Source organism: Leptospira chreensis (assembly GCF_016919165.1).
In the GTDB taxonomy this organism is placed as follows: Bacteria; Spirochaetota; Leptospiria; order Leptospirales; family Leptospiraceae; genus Leptospira_A; species Leptospira_A chreensis.
This window is the reverse complement of the sequence record NZ_JAFFPS010000007.1, coordinates 94,687-115,893: the sequence shown is the minus strand read 5'-3', so window position 1 is coordinate 115,893 and position 21,207 is coordinate 94,687. Positions and strand designations below refer to the sequence as shown.

General features: G+C 40.4%; 20 protein-coding genes. 8 read left to right on the top strand and 12 right to left on the bottom strand.

From position 1 onward, the window contains the following. The 7 genes from JWG41_RS01685 to JWG41_RS01655 form a co-directional block, all read left to right on the top strand. A partial coding sequence (locus tag JWG41_RS01685) for an HD family phosphohydrolase (protein WP_205268249.1) occupies positions 1-2,226 on the top strand: 2,226 nt, incomplete at its 5' end. Beyond that, positions 2,223-2,687, top strand: coding sequence for an rRNA maturation RNase YbeY (gene ybeY, locus JWG41_RS01680; protein ID WP_205268248.1), 465 nt, complete (start codon positions 2,223-2,225; stop codon positions 2,685-2,687). The genes JWG41_RS01685 and ybeY, both read left to right, overlap by 4 nt. Next, on the top strand, positions 2,688-3,437 hold the full coding sequence (gene recO, locus JWG41_RS01675; protein ID WP_205268247.1) for a DNA repair protein RecO: 750 nt from the start codon (positions 2,688-2,690) through the stop codon (positions 3,435-3,437). Continuing rightward, the gene (locus JWG41_RS01670) at positions 3,434-3,688 is read left to right on the top strand and encodes a hypothetical protein (protein ID WP_205268246.1); all 255 of its coding nucleotides are present in this window, start codon (positions 3,434-3,436) and stop codon (positions 3,686-3,688) included. Before recO ends, JWG41_RS01670 begins: the two co-directional genes overlap by 4 nt. A gap of 2 nt (positions 3,689-3,690) precedes the next feature. Continuing rightward, entirely contained in the window at positions 3,691-5,463 is a 1,773-nt protein-coding gene (gene argS, locus JWG41_RS01665) for an arginine--tRNA ligase (RefSeq protein ID WP_205268245.1), read from the top strand. A gap of 9 nt (positions 5,464-5,472) precedes the next feature. After that, positions 5,473-6,729 (top strand): nicotinamide-nucleotide amidohydrolase family protein, encoded by a 1,257-nt coding sequence (locus JWG41_RS01660; protein WP_205268244.1) that lies wholly within the window; start codon positions 5,473-5,475, stop codon positions 6,727-6,729. A 1-nt stretch (position 6,730) separates the two neighbouring features. Beyond that, positions 6,731-7,798, top strand: coding sequence for a hypothetical protein (locus JWG41_RS01655; RefSeq protein WP_205268243.1), 1,068 nt, complete (start codon positions 6,731-6,733; stop codon positions 7,796-7,798). Between the two features lie 73 nt (positions 7,799-7,871). On the opposite strand, the gene JWG41_RS01650 is transcribed toward JWG41_RS01655, so the two are convergent. The 7 genes from JWG41_RS01650 to gap are packed head-to-tail and all read right to left on the bottom strand — an operon-like array spanning position 7,872 to position 13,952. Further along, complete coding sequence (locus JWG41_RS01650; RefSeq protein ID WP_205268242.1) at positions 7,872-8,888, bottom strand: response regulator transcription factor; 1,017 nt, start codon at positions 8,886-8,888, stop codon at positions 7,872-7,874. Next, a complete protein-coding gene (locus JWG41_RS01645; protein ID WP_205268241.1) occupies positions 8,885-10,030 on the bottom strand; it encodes an LIC_12097 family sensor histidine kinase in 1,146 nt (381 codons plus the stop codon). The genes JWG41_RS01650 and JWG41_RS01645 overlap by 4 nt, the downstream gene beginning before the upstream one ends. A gap of 1 nt (position 10,031) precedes the next feature. Beyond that, entirely contained in the window at positions 10,032-10,700 is a 669-nt protein-coding gene (locus JWG41_RS01640) for an LIC_12096 family protein (RefSeq protein WP_205268240.1), read from the bottom strand. Then, a complete protein-coding gene (gene secG, locus JWG41_RS01635) occupies positions 10,660-10,992 on the bottom strand; it encodes a preprotein translocase subunit SecG (RefSeq protein ID WP_015679931.1) in 333 nt (110 codons plus the stop codon). Before secG ends, JWG41_RS01640 begins: the two co-directional genes overlap by 41 nt. A 9-nt stretch (positions 10,993-11,001) precedes the next feature. Beyond that, on the bottom strand, positions 11,002-11,751 hold the full coding sequence (gene tpiA / locus JWG41_RS01630; protein ID WP_205268239.1) for a triose-phosphate isomerase: 750 nt from the start codon (positions 11,749-11,751) through the stop codon (positions 11,002-11,004). A 1-nt stretch (position 11,752) separates the two neighbouring features. Further along, positions 11,753-12,943 (bottom strand): phosphoglycerate kinase, encoded by a 1,191-nt coding sequence (locus JWG41_RS01625; RefSeq protein ID WP_205268238.1) that lies wholly within the window; start codon positions 12,941-12,943, stop codon positions 11,753-11,755. Position 12,944: 1 nt separating this feature from the next. Beyond that, on the bottom strand, positions 12,945-13,952 hold the full coding sequence (gap, locus tag JWG41_RS01620; protein ID WP_205268237.1) for a type I glyceraldehyde-3-phosphate dehydrogenase: 1,008 nt from the start codon (positions 13,950-13,952) through the stop codon (positions 12,945-12,947). A 186-nt stretch (positions 13,953-14,138) separates the two neighbouring features. Between gap and JWG41_RS01615 the strand changes: the two genes are divergently transcribed. Beyond that, positions 14,139-15,797 carry a GAF domain-containing sensor histidine kinase gene (locus JWG41_RS01615; RefSeq protein ID WP_205268236.1) on the top strand — a complete coding sequence of 553 codons (1,659 nt, stop codon included), beginning with the start codon at positions 14,139-14,141 and terminating at the stop codon, positions 15,795-15,797. On the opposite strand, the gene JWG41_RS01610 is transcribed toward JWG41_RS01615, so the two are convergent. The 5 genes from JWG41_RS01610 to JWG41_RS01590 are packed head-to-tail and all read right to left on the bottom strand — an operon-like array spanning position 15,780 to position 21,141. Further along, the gene (locus JWG41_RS01610; protein WP_205268235.1) at positions 15,780-16,286 is read right to left on the bottom strand and encodes a GDYXXLXY domain-containing protein; all 507 of its coding nucleotides are present in this window, start codon (positions 16,284-16,286) and stop codon (positions 15,780-15,782) included. The genes JWG41_RS01615 and JWG41_RS01610 overlap by 18 nt on opposite strands. Continuing rightward, positions 16,283-17,221 carry a DUF4401 domain-containing protein gene (locus tag JWG41_RS01605; protein WP_205268234.1) on the bottom strand — a complete coding sequence of 313 codons (939 nt, stop codon included), beginning with the start codon at positions 17,219-17,221 and terminating at the stop codon, positions 16,283-16,285. The genes JWG41_RS01610 and JWG41_RS01605 overlap by 4 nt, the downstream gene beginning before the upstream one ends. Next, positions 17,218-18,129 carry a DUF2157 domain-containing protein gene (locus JWG41_RS01600; RefSeq protein ID WP_205268233.1) on the bottom strand — a complete coding sequence of 304 codons (912 nt, stop codon included), beginning with the start codon at positions 18,127-18,129 and terminating at the stop codon, positions 17,218-17,220. Before JWG41_RS01600 ends, JWG41_RS01605 begins: the two co-directional genes overlap by 4 nt. Beyond that, positions 18,123-18,653 (bottom strand): signal peptidase I, encoded by a 531-nt coding sequence (gene lepB / locus JWG41_RS01595; protein ID WP_205268232.1) that lies wholly within the window; start codon positions 18,651-18,653, stop codon positions 18,123-18,125. The genes JWG41_RS01600 and lepB overlap by 7 nt, the downstream gene beginning before the upstream one ends. Then, positions 18,646-21,141, bottom strand: coding sequence for a methyl-accepting chemotaxis protein (locus JWG41_RS01590; protein WP_205268231.1), 2,496 nt, complete (start codon positions 21,139-21,141; stop codon positions 18,646-18,648). Before JWG41_RS01590 ends, lepB begins: the two co-directional genes overlap by 8 nt. Positions 21,142-21,207: the final 66 nt, after the last annotated feature.

The following is a 21,207-nucleotide window of genomic DNA, read 5'->3' as shown; positions in this document are numbered from 1 at the left end:
TTTTTTGGACAAACCAGTGTCAATACAGATCCTGATGGATTATTTTCGGAAGGTAAAATTGCTCCCGAAACCATCCAATCGGTAAAAGAATTTTCTTATGAAGATACTGAAAAAACAAACGCAGAAAAACAAAAGGCAAGTGCCAATGTTCCTTTTGCTTTTGATAAAGACTTTGGAATTTTAGTCGCAGGGATTGACACCAATCTTTCGGAAGATGTGGAGTTACTCCGCACCATTCTAGCAGAAGGTAAGGGAACACCTGCCGTTGTTAAGGATCGAATTCCCAGATGGCGGAACCGCACCAATGAAGAAATCCAAGCCATCTTGGATTATCCGAAAAAAGAAAAGTTAAAGAACTTTATCCAACAATATACCAACTTAATTTTTTCTAAATATTGTATTGTCAAAGAAGACCTTCCCTTTGCTAAAGATTTGGACAAAGCAGGAGCCAAAATTCGAAATATCGGAACCCAAGACCAAACCTCGATCATCGATGGAAATTTAGTCATCCCAAGATCTCAGATTTATAAAGAGGGACCTGTTGCCTCCGTATTGTCTAAGTTAGCTTCTGAAAAATTACCGAATGTATCGGAGTCTTTACTCAAAGCTGTGTCTCGTATTGGACTTTATTATGTGTATTCCTATCCGGCTTGTAATTACAATCCAGAGGAAACAGAAAATGCGCGCACGCGGGCAACGAACTCCATTCCTGTTCAGAAAAGTCGAATCCAAGCCAATGAAGTGGTGGTACGTTCGGGAGATGTGATCACTCCCGAAGTCAAACTGAAATTGGATATGATGAACTTATATGCGACCAGGGCCAATTTAGCATCCATTGTTTCTATTTTTATGACCCAATGTGTTCTGATTGTGATTGTTGGATTTTATCTCATACGTTATCGGCCGAACCGTTTGAATGACCTTTCCAGCAATCTAATTATCTTTTTTACACTTTGGATTGTGATCGCCTCCATTTACCTTTTGTCCAAGGTCTTTTATGCCACTGACAGTGATTTGTCGGGAGTATACTATTTTGGGATGTTTGTTCCAGTAGGGATGTTGTGTTTACTTCTTGGTTTTGTTTACGACGAACAACTTTCGATTGCGATTGGTTTCTTTCTAGCCTTTGCTGTGTTTTTTGCCTCCAGATACAATCCCACTTCTTTTATGTTGGCCTTTACTGTTGCAGTAATGAGTTCCATTTACGGAAGGCGACTTCTCAAGCGAATTGATTTTTTAAAGGCAGGATTTTTACTTAGCTTTGTACAAATTCTCATTACCACCGCTGGTTATTTGTTTGATGGAAGAGAATTTTTTGTATCAACTGGTTCTGGATTTTTTCGGGACTTAAGCAATTCGAATTTATTTCGAATCACGGTGATGTGTTTTATCAATGGATTTGCAAGTGCGACGGCGGTTCAGTTCTTACTTCCTATGTATGAATATGTATTTAATATTCCGACAAGGTTCAAACTGATTGAACTTGCCGACACGGGCCATCCACTATTACAACAACTTTTGACCAAAGCACCTTCTACTTATACCCATACCTTTATGGTAGCGGCTTTATCGGAACGTGCGGCTCAAAATCTAAACTTGGACAGGCTTCTTGTTCGTGTGGGTGTTTACTTTCACGATATAGGAAAGATTCCGAATGCTGGCTTTTTTGTCGAAAACCAACATTTGATTCCCAAACCAGAACATATCGATAAAAACAATCCAGCCCTTGCTGCAAAAACTGTCATTGATCACGTGTTAGATGGGATTGAGATGGCAAAAAAAGCACGGCTTCCGAGAGAAATCATCAGTTTTATTCCGGAACACCATGGAACCTCCACCATGGCATTCTTCTATCACAAAGCCTTACAAAGTATTTCTGCATCTGCTAGAAAGAATATTAACAAACGAGATTTCCAATACCCAGGTCCCAAACCGCAAAGTAAAGAAACAGGGATTGTGATGATTGCCGACTCTTTGGAAGCCGCCTCTCGTTCGCTCGATGAAGTGTCTCCTGAAAGTTTAGATGAACTAATTCGTAAAATCATCAATTCCAAACTAGCAGAAAACCAGTTGGATGAAAGTGGTTTAACTATTGGAGATTTGGAAATCATCAAAGCCAGCTTCAAAGAAGTTTTACTTTCTAGTTTGCACCAAAGGCCGAAATACCCGAAACCAGAAGATACTAAAGCTTTGGAAGCTGCCGGTTCCAAAAAAACAAAAAAATGAATTCCACTCTTATGGTTGCGACCCATTGGAATGACCAGTGGGGAGACTCGGAAATCCAACCGGAATTAGTAGTGGAGAACTGCGAACGGATTCTTAAATATGTAAGCCCTCAGTTTTTACAATCTTTAGAACTTTCCATCCTGGTTGTGGATGATGCACTGATGAGGGAAATTAACAGGGAGAGAAGGGGGAAGGACAAAACCACCGATGTTCTATCTTTTCCACTGTATTCAGAATCTCCTCCTATTCCCTTTCAGATTTTAGGGGAAGTGGTAATCTCTATGGATACTTGCCTACTTCAGGCAAAAGAAATTGGACATAGCCTCATTGATGAATTCTATCGTCTGCTGGTTCATGGAATCTTACATTTGTTTGGTTATGATCATGAAACAAACGAAGAAGACGCCATCTTGATGCGTAAAAAAGAAGATGAATGTTTAGAATTGGTGTTTGAAAGATAGATGGCCATCCGAAAAGAGAGGGGGATTGTCATCCAGAGCCGTGATATTGGAGATAGTGACAGGCTGATCAGTCTTGCTGGCGAATCGCAAGTGCGGATGAATTTTTTAAGTAAAGGGATTCGTAAGTCCAAACGCCGTGCCATCATCACGACAGAGCTTGGTTCTCTTGTGGAGTTGGATTATTATGATCAGGCGGAGAAAGACTGGAAGTCGATTAAGGAAGTTCATCTTGTGAATCGGTATGATGAATTGAAGTCCGACTACTTAGGCACTTTGTTTGTATTGTATCTAACGGAACTTACCTCCATGATTTATCTAGAAGCAGAAAGCCATCCCTTCCTCTTCCAACTTCTATCCGGGAGTTTGGAGACATCAAACGAAAAGGGTTTTCAAAAACAAATCCTCCCTTTTTTTAAATTGCGTGCTCTCTCCCATATGGGCCATTTCCCGACAGAGTTCTATTGCCATACCTGTGGGGAAGAGGTGCTTTTGAAACCGGCAGCTCATTTTTCTGTGGCCGAACGTGAATTTTTATGTTCTGACTGCCATCCTATCCCCAAAGATCATTTGCCTGTTTTGAAACTATTTCATACTATGTTATCAAAGAAATTTTCGAATGTGCTCGGAATATTTCCGAAGGAAACCGAATACAGGGACGGGGATCTGATTTTGAATCAATTTTTACGATCTCTCTTCGGAAAAGAATTAAAATCATACTTCGAGTTTTATAAAACACTAGGGTATCTATGAATTCCATTACGAAGACAATTTTACTTTGTATGACTCTTTCTGTTTTTTTTGCTTTGTTCCAGCTTTTACTGAAGGGTGAGAATTTACGAAGGAACGAGAAAGTAAAATCGGGAAAGGAACAGTCTGAAACTTTCCAGACCACCCTTCGGGAAGAAACTGAATCAATCCCTCATTTTGTGGCGAGGTTCAAACAGAGAAGTTTTGAACTTTGGCACAATTCGGACAAACTAAAGATGGAAATTAAATATTAAAAATGAATGTAAATCAATTATTAAAACAACAAGTGCTTTCTGAATTGGAGAAAGCGGTCAATGTCTATCTAGAAAAAAACAACCTAAGCTCCGTTAAAGATAACTTAAAAATTCGAATCGAATACTCTCGCGATGAAAAGTTTGGAGATTATTCCTCACCCTTTGCTTTAGAAAACAAAAATTTACTAAACAAAAACCCAAAAGAAATCGCAGAAGCTGTCCTTTCGGAAATCAAAAATGATTCAATGTTTGAGTTTGTTACTTTTTCTCCCCCTGGTTTTATCAATTTTCGAATCCATTCTGATTATTTGAACCAGTATGTGGGATCTGTCATGTCGCCTGTTCAATTTGCAGAATCCCCTAAAAAAGAAAAAATCCTCCTCGAGTTTGTTTCCGCCAATCCCACAGGCCCGATGAATATTGTTTCGGCAAGGTCTGCGGCTTATGGGGATGCCCTTGCCAATTTACTAACAAGTCTTGGTCATACCGTCAAACGAGAGTTTTACGTGAACGATTATGGAAACCAAGTGTATTTGCTTGGTGTGGCGGTATTACTTCGCATTTTTGAATCAAAGGGTGAGAGTATTAGTTTCCAGGAAGAAGAGTCTGAGGAACCTGTAATCTCCCTCATCAAAAAACGGATTTTACCTAAGGAAAGTTATCGTGGTGAATACATCAAAGACATTGCCCTCCAATGTTTGGAAGATGAGGGAAGAACGAAATTTGTATTTGATTCTGTAGCCAAAGAGAACTGGGATGAGGTCATCGATTTTCTTTCTCGTTATGCGGTGGAATACAATTTAGGTCGTCAAAAGGAAGATTTGGCCCTCTTTGGTGTGAATTTTGATTTGTTCTTTAGTGAACGTAGTCTCCATGAAGCAGGGGATGTAGAAAAAGTTCCGTCTATCTTAAAAAAAGAAGATGTAACAACGATTGATGGAAAACTTCATTTCCTTTCCACTTTGTATGGAGATGATAAAGACCGTGTGATCCGAAGAGAAGATGGTCGTCCCACTTATTTAATGGCTGATATTGCTTATCATTATAATAAATTCACACGAGGATTTGATACACTCATTGATATTTGGGGACCGGATCACTACGGATACATTGCAAGGCTCAAAGGGGCTGTGAAATCCTTTGGAAAGACTGATGAGAGTTTCCGAGTGCTAATTGCCCAACAAGTGAATTTGATCGAGAACAAAGAAAAAGTCAAAATGAGCAAACGTTTGGGAATTTTCCAAACCATGAGAGATTTACTTTCTTATTTAGGAAAACAAGGAAGGGATGTGGGTCGGTATTTTTTCTTAATGAGAAGCTCCGATGCTCCTCTCGATTTTGATTTGGACTTAGCCAAAGATGAATCCGATAAAAATCCTGTATTCTATATTCAATATGCGCATGCGAGGATCTGTTCCATCTTTCGAGAATTACAAGTTCCTATGGAATTAAAACCCTTGCAGTCAGGAATTTCCGTCGAATTTTTAAAACAAGAAGAGAGAACTCGACTTCTTTTCTGGGTGGCAAGACTCCAAGAAGAAGTCTATGATACAGCAACTAGTTTTGAACCACATAGGCTTACAAATTATCTTCAATCCTTAAGTAAGTCGTTCACTAAGTTCTATTCGCAAAAAGACAACCGAATCAAAGACAAGGCCGGCAAAGAAAGAGATACACTTCTTGCGCTTGTTTTGTATACCAAGTATGCTTTGGATAGTGGACTCACCCTTCTTGGAATTTCCTCTCCCGAAAAGATGTCGAAAGAAGAGGCTTAAGGAACGATCGTGGAAGCCCCATATATCGTTATCATTGCGACTGGTTCTGAGATCACTGCCGGCCGCAGTTTGGATACAAACTCGGGTTGGATGGCAAACCAACTCTTTGAACTTGGTTGGAAGGTTAAAAAATTCATCGGCCTTCCTGACGATCCAGATCTCATTCTTTCCGAACTAAAGGCGCTTAAACAACTCGCAGAAACAAGACCTGTGCTTGCACTGATGACAGGTGGGCTTGGTCCGACAGAAGATGATTATACATTGGAAACCGTTTTGAAACTGAGTGGAAAAAAATCTTATTCCGTAGAAAAAGCTAAGATCCGTTTGACGCGATTTTATGAATCGAGAGGAAAACAATATAGCGATATTTTGCCGACTGTGATTCGCCAAACACATGTTCCTGAAGATTGTAAAACCTTAGACAATACAGTGGGAATTGCCGTTGGGTTTGTCGAACCCATTGGAACAGATTCCTATTTGGTTTGTATGCCAGGGGTTCCTTCGGAGATGAAGGAGATGTTTACACGTAGGCTTGTCCCGGAACTCAAACGAATTTATCCCCGAGAAAACTTAGTCCAACAAACCAAGTGGTTGTGGAATATCGGAGAGTCCTTATACCAAAAGGATTTTGTGGAAGCCAATAGAGAAGAACTATTCCAGAATGTAGAGTGGGGTGTGACCGCAAACCGTGGTTATATCAAATGTATTTTCCAATCAACGGATTCTCAATCATTAGATAGAACCATCCAAAGACTAGAAAAAGAATATCCAAAGATTATTTCGGATGATGTATTTACTTATGACCATGAAACTTTACTCTCAGAAAAACTAACCATCGCTGTGGGAGAAAGTTGTACGGGAGGGCTACTTGGAAAAAAACTGACAGACTCTCCGGGATCTAGTTCCTACTTTGTGGGGGGATTTTTAACCTATTCCAATGAGATGAAAGAATCGTTATTAGGTGTTCCTCGCGATGTATTGGAAGAGTTTGGGGCTGTTAGTCGGGAGACTGCGGAAGCCATGGCAAAAGGAATTTTCGAAAAAACAAAAGCCGATTATTGTATCTCCATCACAGGGATTGCAGGGCCTGACGGGGGATCGGATTCCAAACCCGTGGGCACTGTTTGGATTGGACTAAAGAACCCAGATGGTCAGGTCCAAACCCATTCCTATATTTTTCCAGGGAACAGGGAAAGCATTCGAGAGAATGCGAGTAATACCGCTCTATTTTTATTATACCAGTCATTAAAACAAAGGAACGTTTAGTATGTGGCAGACGATCATTTATTCATTTGGTTTTTTTCTATTATTCTTTTTTAGTTGGGATGTGGATTTAAATCTGGTTCCCAGTATCCGCGAAACTTGGATTTGGAACAGTGAAGGACGGTTTGGAACGAGCTCTCCCAAAGTAGGGGAAGATCCTGTGAAAACCATCAACGGGTATAAAATCGGTGGGAAATACTATTCGTTTCGAACAGGAAAATTTTTGGATGCAGATCCTAAGTTTTTAGTCGACTTCCCTTTACTTTCCAATGGGTACCTTTTGTACGAAAAGATTGGGGACGAGGTGAATTTTTTCTCGGATGCGGGAGAACTCTTCTGGAAAAAACCAATCAACTCCTATCCAAGGAGTGGATACTTTGCCTCTCCCGTTTTGTATTTATCGGGTGATAACAATACTGTATTTTTAATGGATGAAAGTGGAAACCGGGTCGGCAAATCAGAGTTAAACGGAAGATTCTTAACCGATTACCAATTCGATTCTAAAAACAAAGGGGTCATCGTTCTTTTTTCTGGTGGTGAATTGTACCGTTTGGATGAAAAGGGAAATGTTTTGTTTGAAAGAGAACTCTCCAAGGACAAAAAAGATTCATTCTTTAAATCGGTCTCGCTCTCTCCCGATGGAAAATATTCCTCTATTCATTATTCTTTACTCGATAAAGATTTTACCTTGGTTTTGGATGAAAAAGGAGAAGAGGTCGAAGAATTTTCCCTTCCTAAATTCTATCCTCACAAACTCTATTTTGTTACGGGAAATGACGGGTCTATCTTATTCAATTTACCGGATTCTTTGGCTTTCTATCAGGATGGGAAGTTGGTTTGGGAAAAAAACAAACAAAAGTCAGGTGGGGTGTACCAATCTATCTTTGCAACGGATCCAGTGTATGTAGTTTTATCCGAATCAGAAATCCAATTTTACAATCCAAAAGGGAGTTTGATTCGTTCCAAACGAATTCCTCCATCAGAGTTACCAGTGCGATTTTTTCCGGGAAAATCGAACTCGGCTTTTTATATGCAATCCAAATCCGATTTGATGCAATTTCAAATCTTTTAAACCATTCATTTTCTAGATTTATAGGTTCCTTAAGGCTTTGGTTCACGGGAACTAAAGCTATTTTGTTTACCGCTTAGGGGCTGGGTTTTGGTTTTGGATCCACTTCATAGATAGAAAGAGATTTGAATCCAGTCCTTCCTTCTCTATTGATCATCGCAATGGTTTCTGTGCAAACTCCTGCTTCAATATTGAAGATGAGTTGGTCTGAAATCTCGCGGCAAATATAAAGTCCTCGTCCATGACTGTCTTCAAGCCCTTTTGGAAATCCTGTCGAATCGTCGATACTGATATGGCGATCCAGTCTGTGTAAAATTTCTTCTTTCCTGAGGGATCCGAATTGGTCTCGCACTACGATAAATATTGTGCTTTCTGTAGCCCCGTATCCAATTAAAAAATAATCATCTGGCATCAGTTGGATATTGTCTAGAGGAACCACCATATCATGGCTTGGAATTTCAAATTGGTATTTGTATTCCCCTTCATGGGTGCGGGGAGCACGAATCATGGCGTTCGACGTGAGTTCTTCTAAGACTTGTTGGATGGCTTTCGGTGCTCCTAATTGAATTAGGTTTTTGGAAATTTTGCCACAAAGGATGGAGCGGTCTTGGTCGGATTTGATTTGTTTGTATATGATTCCGTTATACGGTGCATCTTCAAATTCGCTGTTGATGTTTTGCGAATACACTTTGAAATCATTTGTGAAATACTTTTCAATTCCAAAGATATCATTGGAAAGCAGTTTTTCTACCATCACTTCGATGAGGTGGATGTCTAAAAAGCTGTATTTAGGAATGATATTCCAAATATGAAGGTCTTTGGCATATTTAATGTATTCGTTGATATTGTAAGCGGTCATTAACGCATACAATATATGAGGAAATTCTCTTTGGATGAGAGTGACTAGATCAATCCCCGACTTACCGGGAAGACGAATGTCCGTGATGGTTAAATCAATTTTTTCGTTGGTGAGATACCAAACGGCTTCTTCAAAATGTTCGGCACCGAACACATTGAACTTCGTACTGAGTAAGTCCATAATCGCTTCGCGGATGGAATGGATGTCTTCAACAATTAGAATCGACTTCTTCATGGATTTTGCTCCGTGATATCATTGGTAAGAGGAAAGGAGATGGTGAACCTGGTTTTTTGTTCTACTGACTTTACTGAAATATTGCCGTCATGTTCTTTGACAATGGAGTGACAAATGGAAAGTCCGAGGCCCGTTCCTGTTCCGGATTTATTACTCGTAAAAAATGGATCGAAAATCTTTTGGATGATGGCATCGGGGATTCCTCCCGCATTGTCTTCAATGATGATATGGAGCCAGTTTTTTGTTTTTCTCAGTTCAATGGAGATTTCGCCGGGCCTGTAGTCAAATGCTTGCAATGAGTTGCGAAATAAGTTCATAAACAAACGTTCCATTTTTCCGGGATGGAAAGGGAACTGGTAATCATAATCGCAAGAGATTCGCCAAACAATGTTTTTACTCAAATGCGGGTAAAGGCGGATCACAGTATCTTTGGCTCGGTTGATGGTCTCTACAATATCTCCGAGAGTTACTTTTACTTTGTCGGTTTTGGCAAAGGAAATGATATCCGATACAATGATGGCAGCTCTGGATATATCGTTTTTAATCATATCCAAACGTTTTTCAATGAGTTCGGGAGGTTGGTTTTGCCAGTTTGCCTTTAGGTTCTGTAATGTTAAGCTAATTCCGGTTAGCGGGTTGTTTAATTCGTGCGCAATTCCTGAAATTAAAATTCCAAGAGAGGCAAGGTTACGCATTCGAAAGGATTCTTCTTCTTTATCTCTTTGTTTGGTTACATCGGAGATTTTTTCCACCATCCAAAATAGATCTTCTTGTTTGGGGTAAGGGTAAAATTCGAGTAGTAGGGTTTGTTTTTTATCTTCCGATCGAAAGAATATCTCTCGTGTGATCGGTGTGGAATAGTTTTGATTTTTGTCTTTTGTTTTGACGTTGAGTTTGGGACAATAGGGACAAATATCCGTTCGTTGGTACAATACTTCGTAACACTTACGATCTAAGAGTTCATCGTATTTATTATTTTTTGCAAATAGGATAGTAGCTAGGTTAGCTCTTTGGATATTAAAATCGGAGTCAATGAGTACTAGTGGGTCTTGGACTACGTCATAAATTGCTTCTAGTTCTCGTGCTTTCTCCGCAACTTTTTCTACGGATGACGAGTCAGGATTTTGCGAATTCTCAGGCAAATTAATACCCTAAAGACTGGTTCAATTGTTTGAACATAGACTTTTGATTTTTATTACCACCAGTTTTTTGTAAGGCGGTGATGGCTGCCAGTTGGCTATGGAAATCCAAAAGGAATTTGATATAAAAATCTTTTTTGAAATCGTTACGTTCCTGTTTGATTTCATCATTACGAAGAGAAGAGAGGGGAAAACTATCACTTCCATCAATGCCAGAAAAACTAATCTCCATATCATTCAGAGATTCATCCAAAGGAGAAGTATCCGAAATTTTAGTTTTTGTTTTTTGTTCGATTTCCGTATCTTCTGTGACCACAAGTAATTCCACTTTAGAAAGAACGGAACCATTGAATTCCAAAAGGATGGATTTTTCTTCAGAATGTTTGATTCGGTTTTTGTTCTGTGGGTCTGGATCTACTTTGTATTTACGAATGCGAATCCCAGTTCGATTGGGATAGGTTCCAATAAAACTAATGGTGGTGTTGGCAGGTAAAGATGTAACTTGTTCGTAGGTTAGAAGCTCCCTAGCTTTAGCGATCTCTCGGTAAAGGCTAAGGATTTCCTTATCTAATCTATTTTCTTTTTCGGAAATGCCAGTCTCTGGATAGAGACCGACACTAAAGAAGAATAAATTAAGGAGTAGTAGGAGCCGGTACTTCGGAAGGTGTTCCATCAGTTTCTACCGGAGCTTCTAAACTTGGTTCCAAATCCGGAACCAAAACTTCGTCTTTTTTTGCGAAAACAAAGGAAAGAGCCAAAGAGAGGACGATGAATAGAATCGCAGCCACTCTTGTGGTTTTTGTCATCACGTCAGCAGTGGATGCTCCAAATACCGATTGGCTCGCGGTTGATCCACCTAACATTCCTGCACTTCCGCCTTTTCCAGTTTGGATCATGACGAGAAGGATGAGAAAGAGTGAAAGTAGAATAAAAAGTGTGAGGATGGTTCCTGCAAAAAATCCCATAATGTTTCCTTATTTCAAAAGTCCTAAAAATGAATCTAATTTTTGACTGGCTCCTCCTACGAGGCCACCGTCTATATTTGGTTTGGTGAGTAAATCTTTGATATTGTCCGGTTTTACCGAACCACCATAGAGAATTTGAATTTTCTCTGCGATCGCACCTGCACCTACAAATAAATTACCAATTTCCTTACGGATAAAGGCATGTGCTTCTTCTGCTTCTACCGGAGTGGCAACTTTTCCGGTTCCTATGGCCCAAACGGGTTCATAGGCAATGACAAGATTCGCGAATAGGTCACTTGTAATGTCTTTGAGACCTTTTTTAATTTGGTCTTCTAACACAGTAAAGGTGTTTCCTTTTTCTCGTTCTGCCCAGGTTTCTCCCACACAGTACACCACGCGAAGTCCTGCTTTTAAAAAGTAAGTGATCTTAGCGTTATCAAACTCAGAAGTCTCTCCGAGGAATTGGCGTCTTTCGGAATGGCCCACAAGAACAGTAGTAATCCCGAGCTCCGCTAGTTGCGTAGGGGAGATCTCTCCTGTCATCGCTGTGAGTCCGGATTGGTAAGCATTTTGTGCTCCCACGATGAGTTTCGATCCTTTTGCCAATCCAGCAACAGACTCCAAGTGCAGAGCACTTGGGAAAACCATCACTTCATGAGTCGATGCGTCACTTGCAGATACCAAACCTTTAGTTATGGTAATGGCTTCCGCCAATGTCAGGTTCATCTTCCAATTTCCAGCAATGATCTTCTTTCTCATCTTATTTTTCTTCCTTAGGGAGTAAACATTGTACACCAGGTAGGGTTCGTCCTTCCAAAAATTCTAAGGAAGCACCACCACCTGTAGAAATATGAGTGATTTTGTCGGCTACTCCCGCTTTATTCACAGCGGCAATGGAATCCCCACCACCCACAACCGTTTTGGCTTTGGATTTACTGATGGCTTTTGCAATTTCGATGGTCCCTTTGGAAAACTTATCCATTTCAAACACACCCATAGGCCCGTTCCAAAGGATGGTTTTGGCTTCTTTAATTGCCTTTACATAATTGTCGATGGTTTTGGAACCAATATCCATTCCCATCCAACCATCCAAAATTCCCATTTTGTCCACGGACTTGGTTTTGGCATTGGGATCGAAGGCATCAGCAATGATATGGTCTACAGGAATTTGGAGGTCAACTCCTTGGATTCCTGCCCTGTCAATGAGTTGGAAAGCTTGGGATTCAAAGTCCGGTTCCACAAGGGATTTACCCACGGGAACGGCTCTGGATTTGAGGAAGGTATAAGCCATTCCCCCGCCAATGAGCAGGTGGTCTACCTTCTCGAGTAGGTTTTTTAAAATAGCAAATTTAGAACTGACTTTGGAGCCGCCAACAATCGCCACAAAAGGGCGTTCGGGACGAGCAAGAAGGCTACTCAAAACTTCAATTTCTTTACGCATGAGTAGTCCCGCAAATGCCGGAAGTAAATGCGCCACACCTTCTGTGGAGGCATGGGCACGGTGAGCGGTTCCGAAGGCATCGTTCACATAGACATCAGCAAGCTTCGCCAGTTCTTTACAGAAACCAGCAGCATTTTCCTCTTCTTCTTTATGGAAACGAAGGTTTTCTAAAAGTAAGATTTCCCCTTCACCCAGTGCATTCGTCATCTTCACGACATCGGGGCCAATCACAGATTCTGAGAAACTGACTTTGGTTTTGACGAGTGTCGAGAGAACATCAAACACAGGTTTCATGGAATACTTGGGCTCAGGGCCGCCTTTGGGGCGACCTAAGTGACTTCCGAGAATGATCTTTGCCCCTTTGGAAATCAGTAACTCCAAAGTGGGAAGGGTTTTTTCAATCCGAGTTTGGTCCGTGGCCTTGCCGTTTTCGACAGGGACATTGAAGTCCACACGAACAAAGACTCGTTTTCCTTTTAGATTTTGTTCTTCTAGAAGAGGTAATTTCATCTTAGCCTTTTTTTGCCATGTAACGAACTAGATCGAGCACTCGGTTTGAGTAACCCATTTCATTGTCATACCAAGATACGAGTTTGAAAAAAGTTGAGCTAAGTTCAATACAAGCATCGGCATCAAAGATAGAAGAACGAATGTCTCCTAGGAAGTCGTTAGAAACCACCATATCTTCTGTGTAACCAAGGATTCCTTTCATAGAACCTTCGCTCGCTTCTTTCATTTTCTTTTTGATTTCTGCGAGTGATGTTGGTTTTTCTGTGCGAACCGTTAAGTCCACAACAGATACGTCTGGAGTCGGAACTCGGAAACTCATACCAGTGAGTTTTCCGTTCACTTCTGGAATACAAAGTCCTACTGCTTTTGCAGCCCCAGTGGATGCTGGGATGATGTTTTGAGCAGCACCACGTCCACCACGGAAGTCTTTTTTAGAAGGTCCGTCTACAGTCGGTTGGGTTGCTGTCATCGCATGGATGGTAGTCATAAGACCTTCTACGATTCCAAAGTTGTCGAGAACGACTTTTGTGATTGGAGCAAGGCAGTTTGTCGTACAAGATGCATTCGATACTACATTGTCTTTTGCAGAATCATATTTTTCATGGTTCACACCCATTACAAAAGTAGGGATGTCTTTGTCTTTTGCGGGAGCAGAGATCACCACTTTTCTAGCACCTGCTTTGATGTGTTTTTCAGCACCCACTCGGTCCGTAAAAAGACCAGTAGATTCAATCACAAAGTCCACTCCGAGTTCTTTCCACGGGAGTTTTTCTGGGTCTCTTTCGGAGAAGGTTTTTACTTTTTTGCCATCGATAATGATTTCGTTGTCTGTGTGGGATACTTCACCGTCAAAACGACCGTGAGTGGAGTCATATTTGAATAAATAAGAAAGGTTGTCCGGTGTGACTAGATCGTTGATTGCAACGAATTCTAAATTGGGATCTTTGATTCCGGAACGAAGCACCAGTCGTCCGATGCGACCAAAACCATTGATTGCGATTTTTACCATGAGTTTCTCCTAAAAGGCTCGTATCTAGAGATGAAACGATTTTTTAATTACAGAATTTCGGGTTCGGGGTCTCTGTCACTCATTTTAAGACCTGAAGGTGCGTAGAAGCCTTAAGAAATTGAGAATTTCTACCCGTCTTGCCAATAATTGCCAACAGAATCCGTCCAATAGGAATCTAAATTACCCATGAAAGGCTTAGAAAAAGAGCTCAACCGGGCGCGCGCCGAACAAAAGATTTTAGCCCAGGTCTCCTCCCATCCAGCAGTACGTTCTGGAGAGATCCTTGTGTTTGCCAAGTTCATCACGGAATCGGTGTCTAAGCTTCTTGGAATCGAACGGGTGGGAGTCTGGCTTTTTAATGAATCCAAAAATGAACTACACAATGTAGACACTTTTTTTCTAAGTCAAAACCTTCATTCCTCTGGGGCCATTCTAAAAGAAATCGAATTTCGAGAAGAGTTCCAATATCTTGTTACTGAAAAGTATGTGGATGCCAGTGACCCTTATACAGATCCAAGAACCAAAGGATTTATTGAATCCTATTTAAAACCAAATGGCATCACTGCCATGTTAGACGGTGTCATTCGTATGGGAGAAGAGCTCATTGGCACGCTTTGTTTTGAACATGTAGGAAACTCACATACTTGGGAAGAAGATGAAATTATATTTTGCAGCCAACTCGGAGACCAAATTGCCCTCACCATCAGCAATTTACGAAAAAATGAAATCAACGAAGCATTAAAATCCAGAGAAAAGGAATTACGAGAACTGAATGAAAGTTTGGAACGCCAAGTGGAAGAGAGGACAAGGAATTTAAAAAACTCCAATGCGGAACTGGAAGTGACCATCACAAGTCTTAAAAAAACCCAGGCCCAACTCATCCTCTCTGAAAAGATGGCAAGCCTTGGCCAACTGGTTGCGGGAATTGCTCACGAAATCAATAACCCCATCGCTGCCATCCATGCTTCCGCACAAAATCTAAAAGAAGCTCTCTTTGATTCCGAGATTTCTTTATTCCAAAAGGAACTAAGAGACCTTATTCCTAGTCTCGAAAAGCAGAAATTATTTCTTAGTTGTTTGGATGTTTTAAAAACTCGAGTGGAGATGGTATCGGGTAAGGAGAGGATGCGGCGGAGAAAAGAAATTGAAACTTGGCTTGCGTCAAAACAGATCCCCGAATCCTTTTCTTATAATTTAATCGATTCGGGATTTGATTTAAATATCCTGGAAGAGTTTGAAATTCTATTCCAAGACTCTGATGTCTTTGCCGTCATTTCTTTGTTAGCGGAGGAGATAACAGTATTCCAATCTTTGAGTATTATGCAACTTGCTGTGGAACGTGCGAGTAAAATGACTTTTGCTTTAAAAAACTTTGCTCGGTTTGAAGTATCTTCTAGCCCTGCAAAAACAAATATTCAGGAAAATATAGAAACTGTCATCACTCTCTACCAGAACCAATTCAAAAGAAAAGTGGCTCTCATTAAAGAATACAATCCTATTCCTCTTGTGGAAGGATATCCCGAGGAGTTATTGCACCTTTGGACGAATCTAATCTATAACGGGCTACAGGCGATGACTTTCGCAGGGGAGATGAGAATTCGGACAGAAGTTTTTGGGGACCTGGTTCGCGTGACAGTAGAAGATAGTGGGTGCGGAATTCCAATGGAGGTCCAAGAGAGAATCTTTGAACCTTTTTTCACCACCAAACCTTCAGGGGAAGGGAGCGGTCTTGGTCTTGATATTTGTAGAAAGATTGTCGAAAGGCATCAAGGTCGGATTCATTTTGATTCCAAACCAGGAAAAACCAAATTTTTTGTGGACTTACCTTTAGTTCTTACTGCCTAATCGTTGTTTGTTTTTGTCATACAATCCAACTAGTAACTTATCTCCGTCGGTATTCCCTTCGATAAAACGAAGGCCCGCGTATTTAGCTTCGCTAAAAATATCGGCATCACCTTCTTGAAAGAAGAAAGATTCGGCTCCCACTTTAATTTCAAATTCACTTCTATAATACTGAAGGCAATGCTCTGAAGTTTGTATGTCAGTGAAGGAAGATTGTAATCGGATGGGGCGGATGAAATCATTCTCAATTTGAAACACTAGACAGCCACGTTTGGGAGCTTTCGCATTTTTTTCCGATTCCAGCACACCCCAGTCGTAGGATAAAATCATATAATCCCCTTGGAATAGGGATCTTGGGTCTTTAGGAACCAGAGGTAAAAAAATTAATCGGCCTTCCCGTCGGATGGATTCTTTTTTAGAGACAGAATAAGTAAGAATTCCAAATAACAAAAGTAAGTTGACGAGGAGGATGAGTATACTTTTTTCTTTCATCTTTTTTTACCAAGTGGAGAGAGTCGCAAACAAAAGTAAGAAAGAAAAAATAGAAAGGAGGAACCAAGCATCATTTGCGACTTTTCTAAAAGGGTTGTGTCTAGGTCATAATAGAAACCAAAATAAAACAAAACCAGAGAGGCCCAGGCCAAATAAGATAAAAATGGAAAACCTTTTGCAAATCCGATGAGGAGGAGAAAGAAGGAGGCGATGACACCGGGTGTTTCCAGAGTGGGAAAAAAAATAAGACCAAAAAATAAGAGAATCGCTCCGAGTTTGATAGGATCGGTTTTATGAATGAGTTCTTTGTAGAAGAATACAGATCCAGCCAGATAAAAAATTACGGATTGGACTTCTGCAATTTCGGGATTTTGTTTCAGTTCTGGAAAAAACGAAGAACTAGCCAAACAGAGTAAAGAGATACCAAGAGAATACGGTAAACTTTCAAAGTTTTTTGGTATTTTTTCTGATTCTATAAAGCGAAAGAATAGAGCCAAACAAACAACGGTGAGTAGTGGAACCACAAATAGACTATTGTATTCCAAAAGTAAGACCATCGAAAATAGAAAAAATAGAATCGGAGAGAGGAATCTTTGGATGGGATTTGATACGAAAAAAAAGAAGGCCATCTGAAAGCCGAGAATGATCCAGAGAAAGGATGTATCGGATGGTTTAAAAACTTTATGCACTCCAAATAAAAATAAAACAAAACCTTGGTTTAGAAAAGAAAAGAGGACAGGTCCTAAACTTACTTTCTGTTTCTCTTTAGGATAAAAAGAAAGGATGGATACAAGAATCATCACAAGAAGGCCGAGAAGTAAATTTAGATGTTCATAGTTCAAAAGTCCAAGAACCACGAGACAAAGTAAAAAAAATCCTCCCGCAAGGAGAGATCCAAAAAAACTTAAAATTTCTATATACCAAACTACATTCACGGCAAGTCTCCTGTGTTCAGTTTCGTCTTTCTTAGGTGGTTGAGATGAGTTACGGCCCAAAGAGTATAACCTGTGATCCAAAGGGCAAAGAGTAAAAAACTAACCCCAGAACTATAAGCCCAGATTTTGAATAGATCCACTGCCAATAGAAAGACCTGTCCGAGCCCAAATAGTAAAATGATGGTTAGGTTCAGGAGCCGAAACCTGACAAAGCGGTAGTACGAATAATAAAAACCAAAGAAAAGCAAGGGAACTAGGATTTGGTAGAAGCTATATTCGGGGAGGGATTTTATTTCTTCCCCAGTCCAAAGTAATCCTGATGCCACTGAATGAAGAAAAGAGAGCGTGATGAAAAGACCAAGCCCAGAAAGAAAAACTTTTGATTTATCAGAATAAATATTTGTTTTGATCCAATCTAATGCGACCACAGCACCACCGAATAAAACGGAAGTGATCGTGAATAAGTGATAGGATTCGGTCTCGTTAGATACCTGGTCGGAATAGAGATATACTGTTGCCGCAACCAAAACAAACCAAAAACCAGTCACTACACCGGAGCGAGAAACAAGGAGGAGGAGGAAAGTGAGTCCGGCCCATCCCAAAAAAAGATCATAAACATCGGCCCCTGTTTGGTAGATTTGGCCAAAGGTAAATAAGGCAGAGGCTGTGAGAAAAAAGATGATGGTAAGACCAATTTCAAAATAGAATGTTGTTTTCCGAAAGAAAATGGTTAAAAAATAGGCAATGAGGTTGAGTGAACCAACGATCCCCAGTTTGGTGAATCCATCCAACTGATTCCAGTTAAAGGCAACTAAAAAAAAGATTCCAGAAAGTAGGAGGGCCGATCCTATGATGAGTAAAGTGGATTCAAAAAACTGAATCCAATCATCGAAACTCCGTTTTACCATAAGGTGGCAATCACATGGCTTTCTTGTACCACGCCCAAGGTTCTTGAATCCACTCCGAGTTCTCTGTTGTCTGCGAGTAAGAAAAAGGATTTTTCAGGAACCGTGAGTTTTGGCATATCATCGGTTTCTGTTTTCCCTTGGGGGATGAGGGGAATATCACTCGAGGCAGATTCGGGAAAACTTGACGGATCTAGGAGGGAGCCGTTGCGAAAGACCATCCGCTTTTGTACATGGATGGTATCTCCTGGTTTCCCCACAATCCTTGCGATAAAAACGGATTCAGAATCCAGAGGAGAACGAACGAGGACTATATCTCCGATTCCTAATTGTTTGGATCGAAACAGGCGATTGAAGTAAGCAGTGGATCCATTCTTTAAAGTGGGCTCCATAAATTGATTCGGAACATGAACCGGTGTGAAGACGTAGTATTTGACTAGAACCGCCGAAACAAGTCCGAGAAACAGAGGGATGAGGAAAGCATATAGTCTTGTTTTGAAAGGTACTTTGTTTTTGGATTTAGACATGGAAATAATTGATCTCTCTTCTTAGAGTTTCTGATAACTGGTTCATATTTTGAGAACTGGATTTGGTTCCTTCGCTAGACATAGCTGTGGTTTGTGCATGGTTATTGATCTCCGCCATGGATCTGGAAATTTCTAACATCGCCATCTTTTGTTCGTCGGTAGCTTCTTTGATCATTTCGGAGAGTTCACGAATTTGAGTGACACCTTCGTTCACTTCATCATTGGTTTCAATCTGTTTTTGAACCACAGTCCGAATTTCTTTTGTCATTTGGTTGATGGAATTCACTCCCGAAATGGTTTCACTTAAAATGACAATGGATTGGTCAATTTTTTCCTGACCTTGTTTGATCTCACCTTCGTTTTGTTTGATGAGCTCTTCAATATCATCAATGGATTTGGCAGTTTTATCTGCAAGTTTGGAAATTTCGTCGGCAACGACGGCAAATCCTCGACCACTCACCCCGGCCCTTGCCGCTTCGATGGCGGCATTCAGTGCGAGCAAATTGATCTGTTCTGAGATATTGTGAATGATTTCGACAACATTTGTCATCTCGGAAGAAGACTCGTAGATTTTATCCATGGAGAGTTTCATCTCACTCAAAGATTTTTCACCTAACTTAGCATCGTTTGTGATCTCTTCCACCCGTACATCGGCAATTTGGAATTTTTTATCAATTTCAGAAACGGCCTGGTTTAGTTCCGTCATCTTTTTCATGAGAGAAACCAGTGTAAAAGATTGGGTTTCTGTTCTTTGGGCCACACTTTCAATTCCGGCTGTGATTTCTTCTACGGAAGCCGAAATTTCTTCGCTACTGGCTGCTTGGTTTTGTGCCGCATCTGATAAGGACAACATCGACCCATAAATGTCGGAGCTCGTATTTGTGAGTTCATTCGAAACGGTTTGGGTTTGGTTGACGATTTGGCGTAATTTGGTTTGGAAATCAAACATGGCGTTTGCCATACTTCCAATTTCATCCCGACTCGAGTCATAAAAATCGGATTGTAAATTTCCTTTTACCATTTCTGTGATTCTTGCTTTGATTCGCTCGAGTGGTTTTAGTTTGGATTCGATCACAAGAACTGTAATGACTCCAATGATGAAAACAACGATGATCGAAATTCCGAGTGTAGTGAATAGGCTTGTCAGTGTTTTTTCATACAATTCGGCATTTTCAAAGATACAAAAGATGACATAGTTGAATTCCGGATTTTTAACATAGAAAATTCTTTTTAGGGTTCCGTCTTCCGTGGAATCAGCAAATCCAAGAGCTTCTTCTTTTTGGAAAGGAATATCAAAAACTAACTTTGCTTTGGCGTTAGTTCCGATTTCTTTTTTGTTAGTGTAGTAGATAACGGCTCCGTCTCCATCAAAAAAACCGACCTTTCCAGAAACTCCAATTTTGATATTTCCTAAGATAAAACTAGAGAGTTTTCCTATGTTTAAAAATCCTCCCACGTATCCTAGAAACTGATCGTTTTGGTAAACGGGGAGAGTGTAAGGGGAGATGATATCTCCAGAGATTTTGGAACGAATGCTTGTATGGCGGAGTGGGCCTTGTTTGGCAAGCTCCACATCTTCTATAAAAAAGATGGATCCTGTTTTGGATCGATCATATTCATTGGTCGAAACAAAAATTCCTTCCTCTGGTTTGTAATAGAAGAGAGCTTCCACTGCATGGTTTGTGCTTTTTAATTGGATGTCGTTTAGAACTGCGCGGATCCCTTGGATGTCTTTTTTAACAATTTGGTCTTTTAATTTATTCTCGGCAAAGATAGAAAGAGTGAGCCTGTCTCGGAAATCAACAAGAGTCACACGCATGAGTGTCTCTGAGTCCATTACCGATTGTTCCATACTGGTATTGACGAGATCCAATTCTTGTTTGAAATTGAGTCGGTAATTGACGATGAATAAAATGAGGATGGCAGCAAAAAAAGCAAGGACTGTTTGGAAACCTAAGTCTCTAGAAAGTTTCCTTGTGTTGATTCGTTTGGTAGGATCGTTTCGAATGTGGAGAAGGATTCCTTTGATATTGAATTTGTTTTCTACATAATCAACAAAGATGGATTGGAAGATCACCGTCACAGCGAGTGTGAGAAAAAGGCCAATGGCCATTTCACTCATGAGTACAAAGTTTTTGGATTTTAAATAGAAGAGAAGGGCAAAAAGAACAAATAAAAATCCAATGGCATAACGGATGATCATATCGATGATCGCTACTTTTCCTAAATGATCCAACCAGAAATAAGCCAACTTGTGATCTCGTTTGGTGGCTTCCGGTGTTCCAATCCGGGATACCGGGGCAAACCGAATCCAATAAAAACTAATACAAAACCCAAGAATGAAAAAAACGGCGATAGAAGTAGAAATTAGAATGATTTGAAATTCTTCTCCCGACCATTCTGTAAAAAAGTAAATATATCCGAGGAGAGTGGGGACACCGATTCCGTAATTAAAACCTTCTAGACCAAAAATTATGAATTTGATCATTTTACGCATATCCATACCCTAGGGATACAGACTGTCTAAGAATTGTAAACGTAAAATTCCTATAAG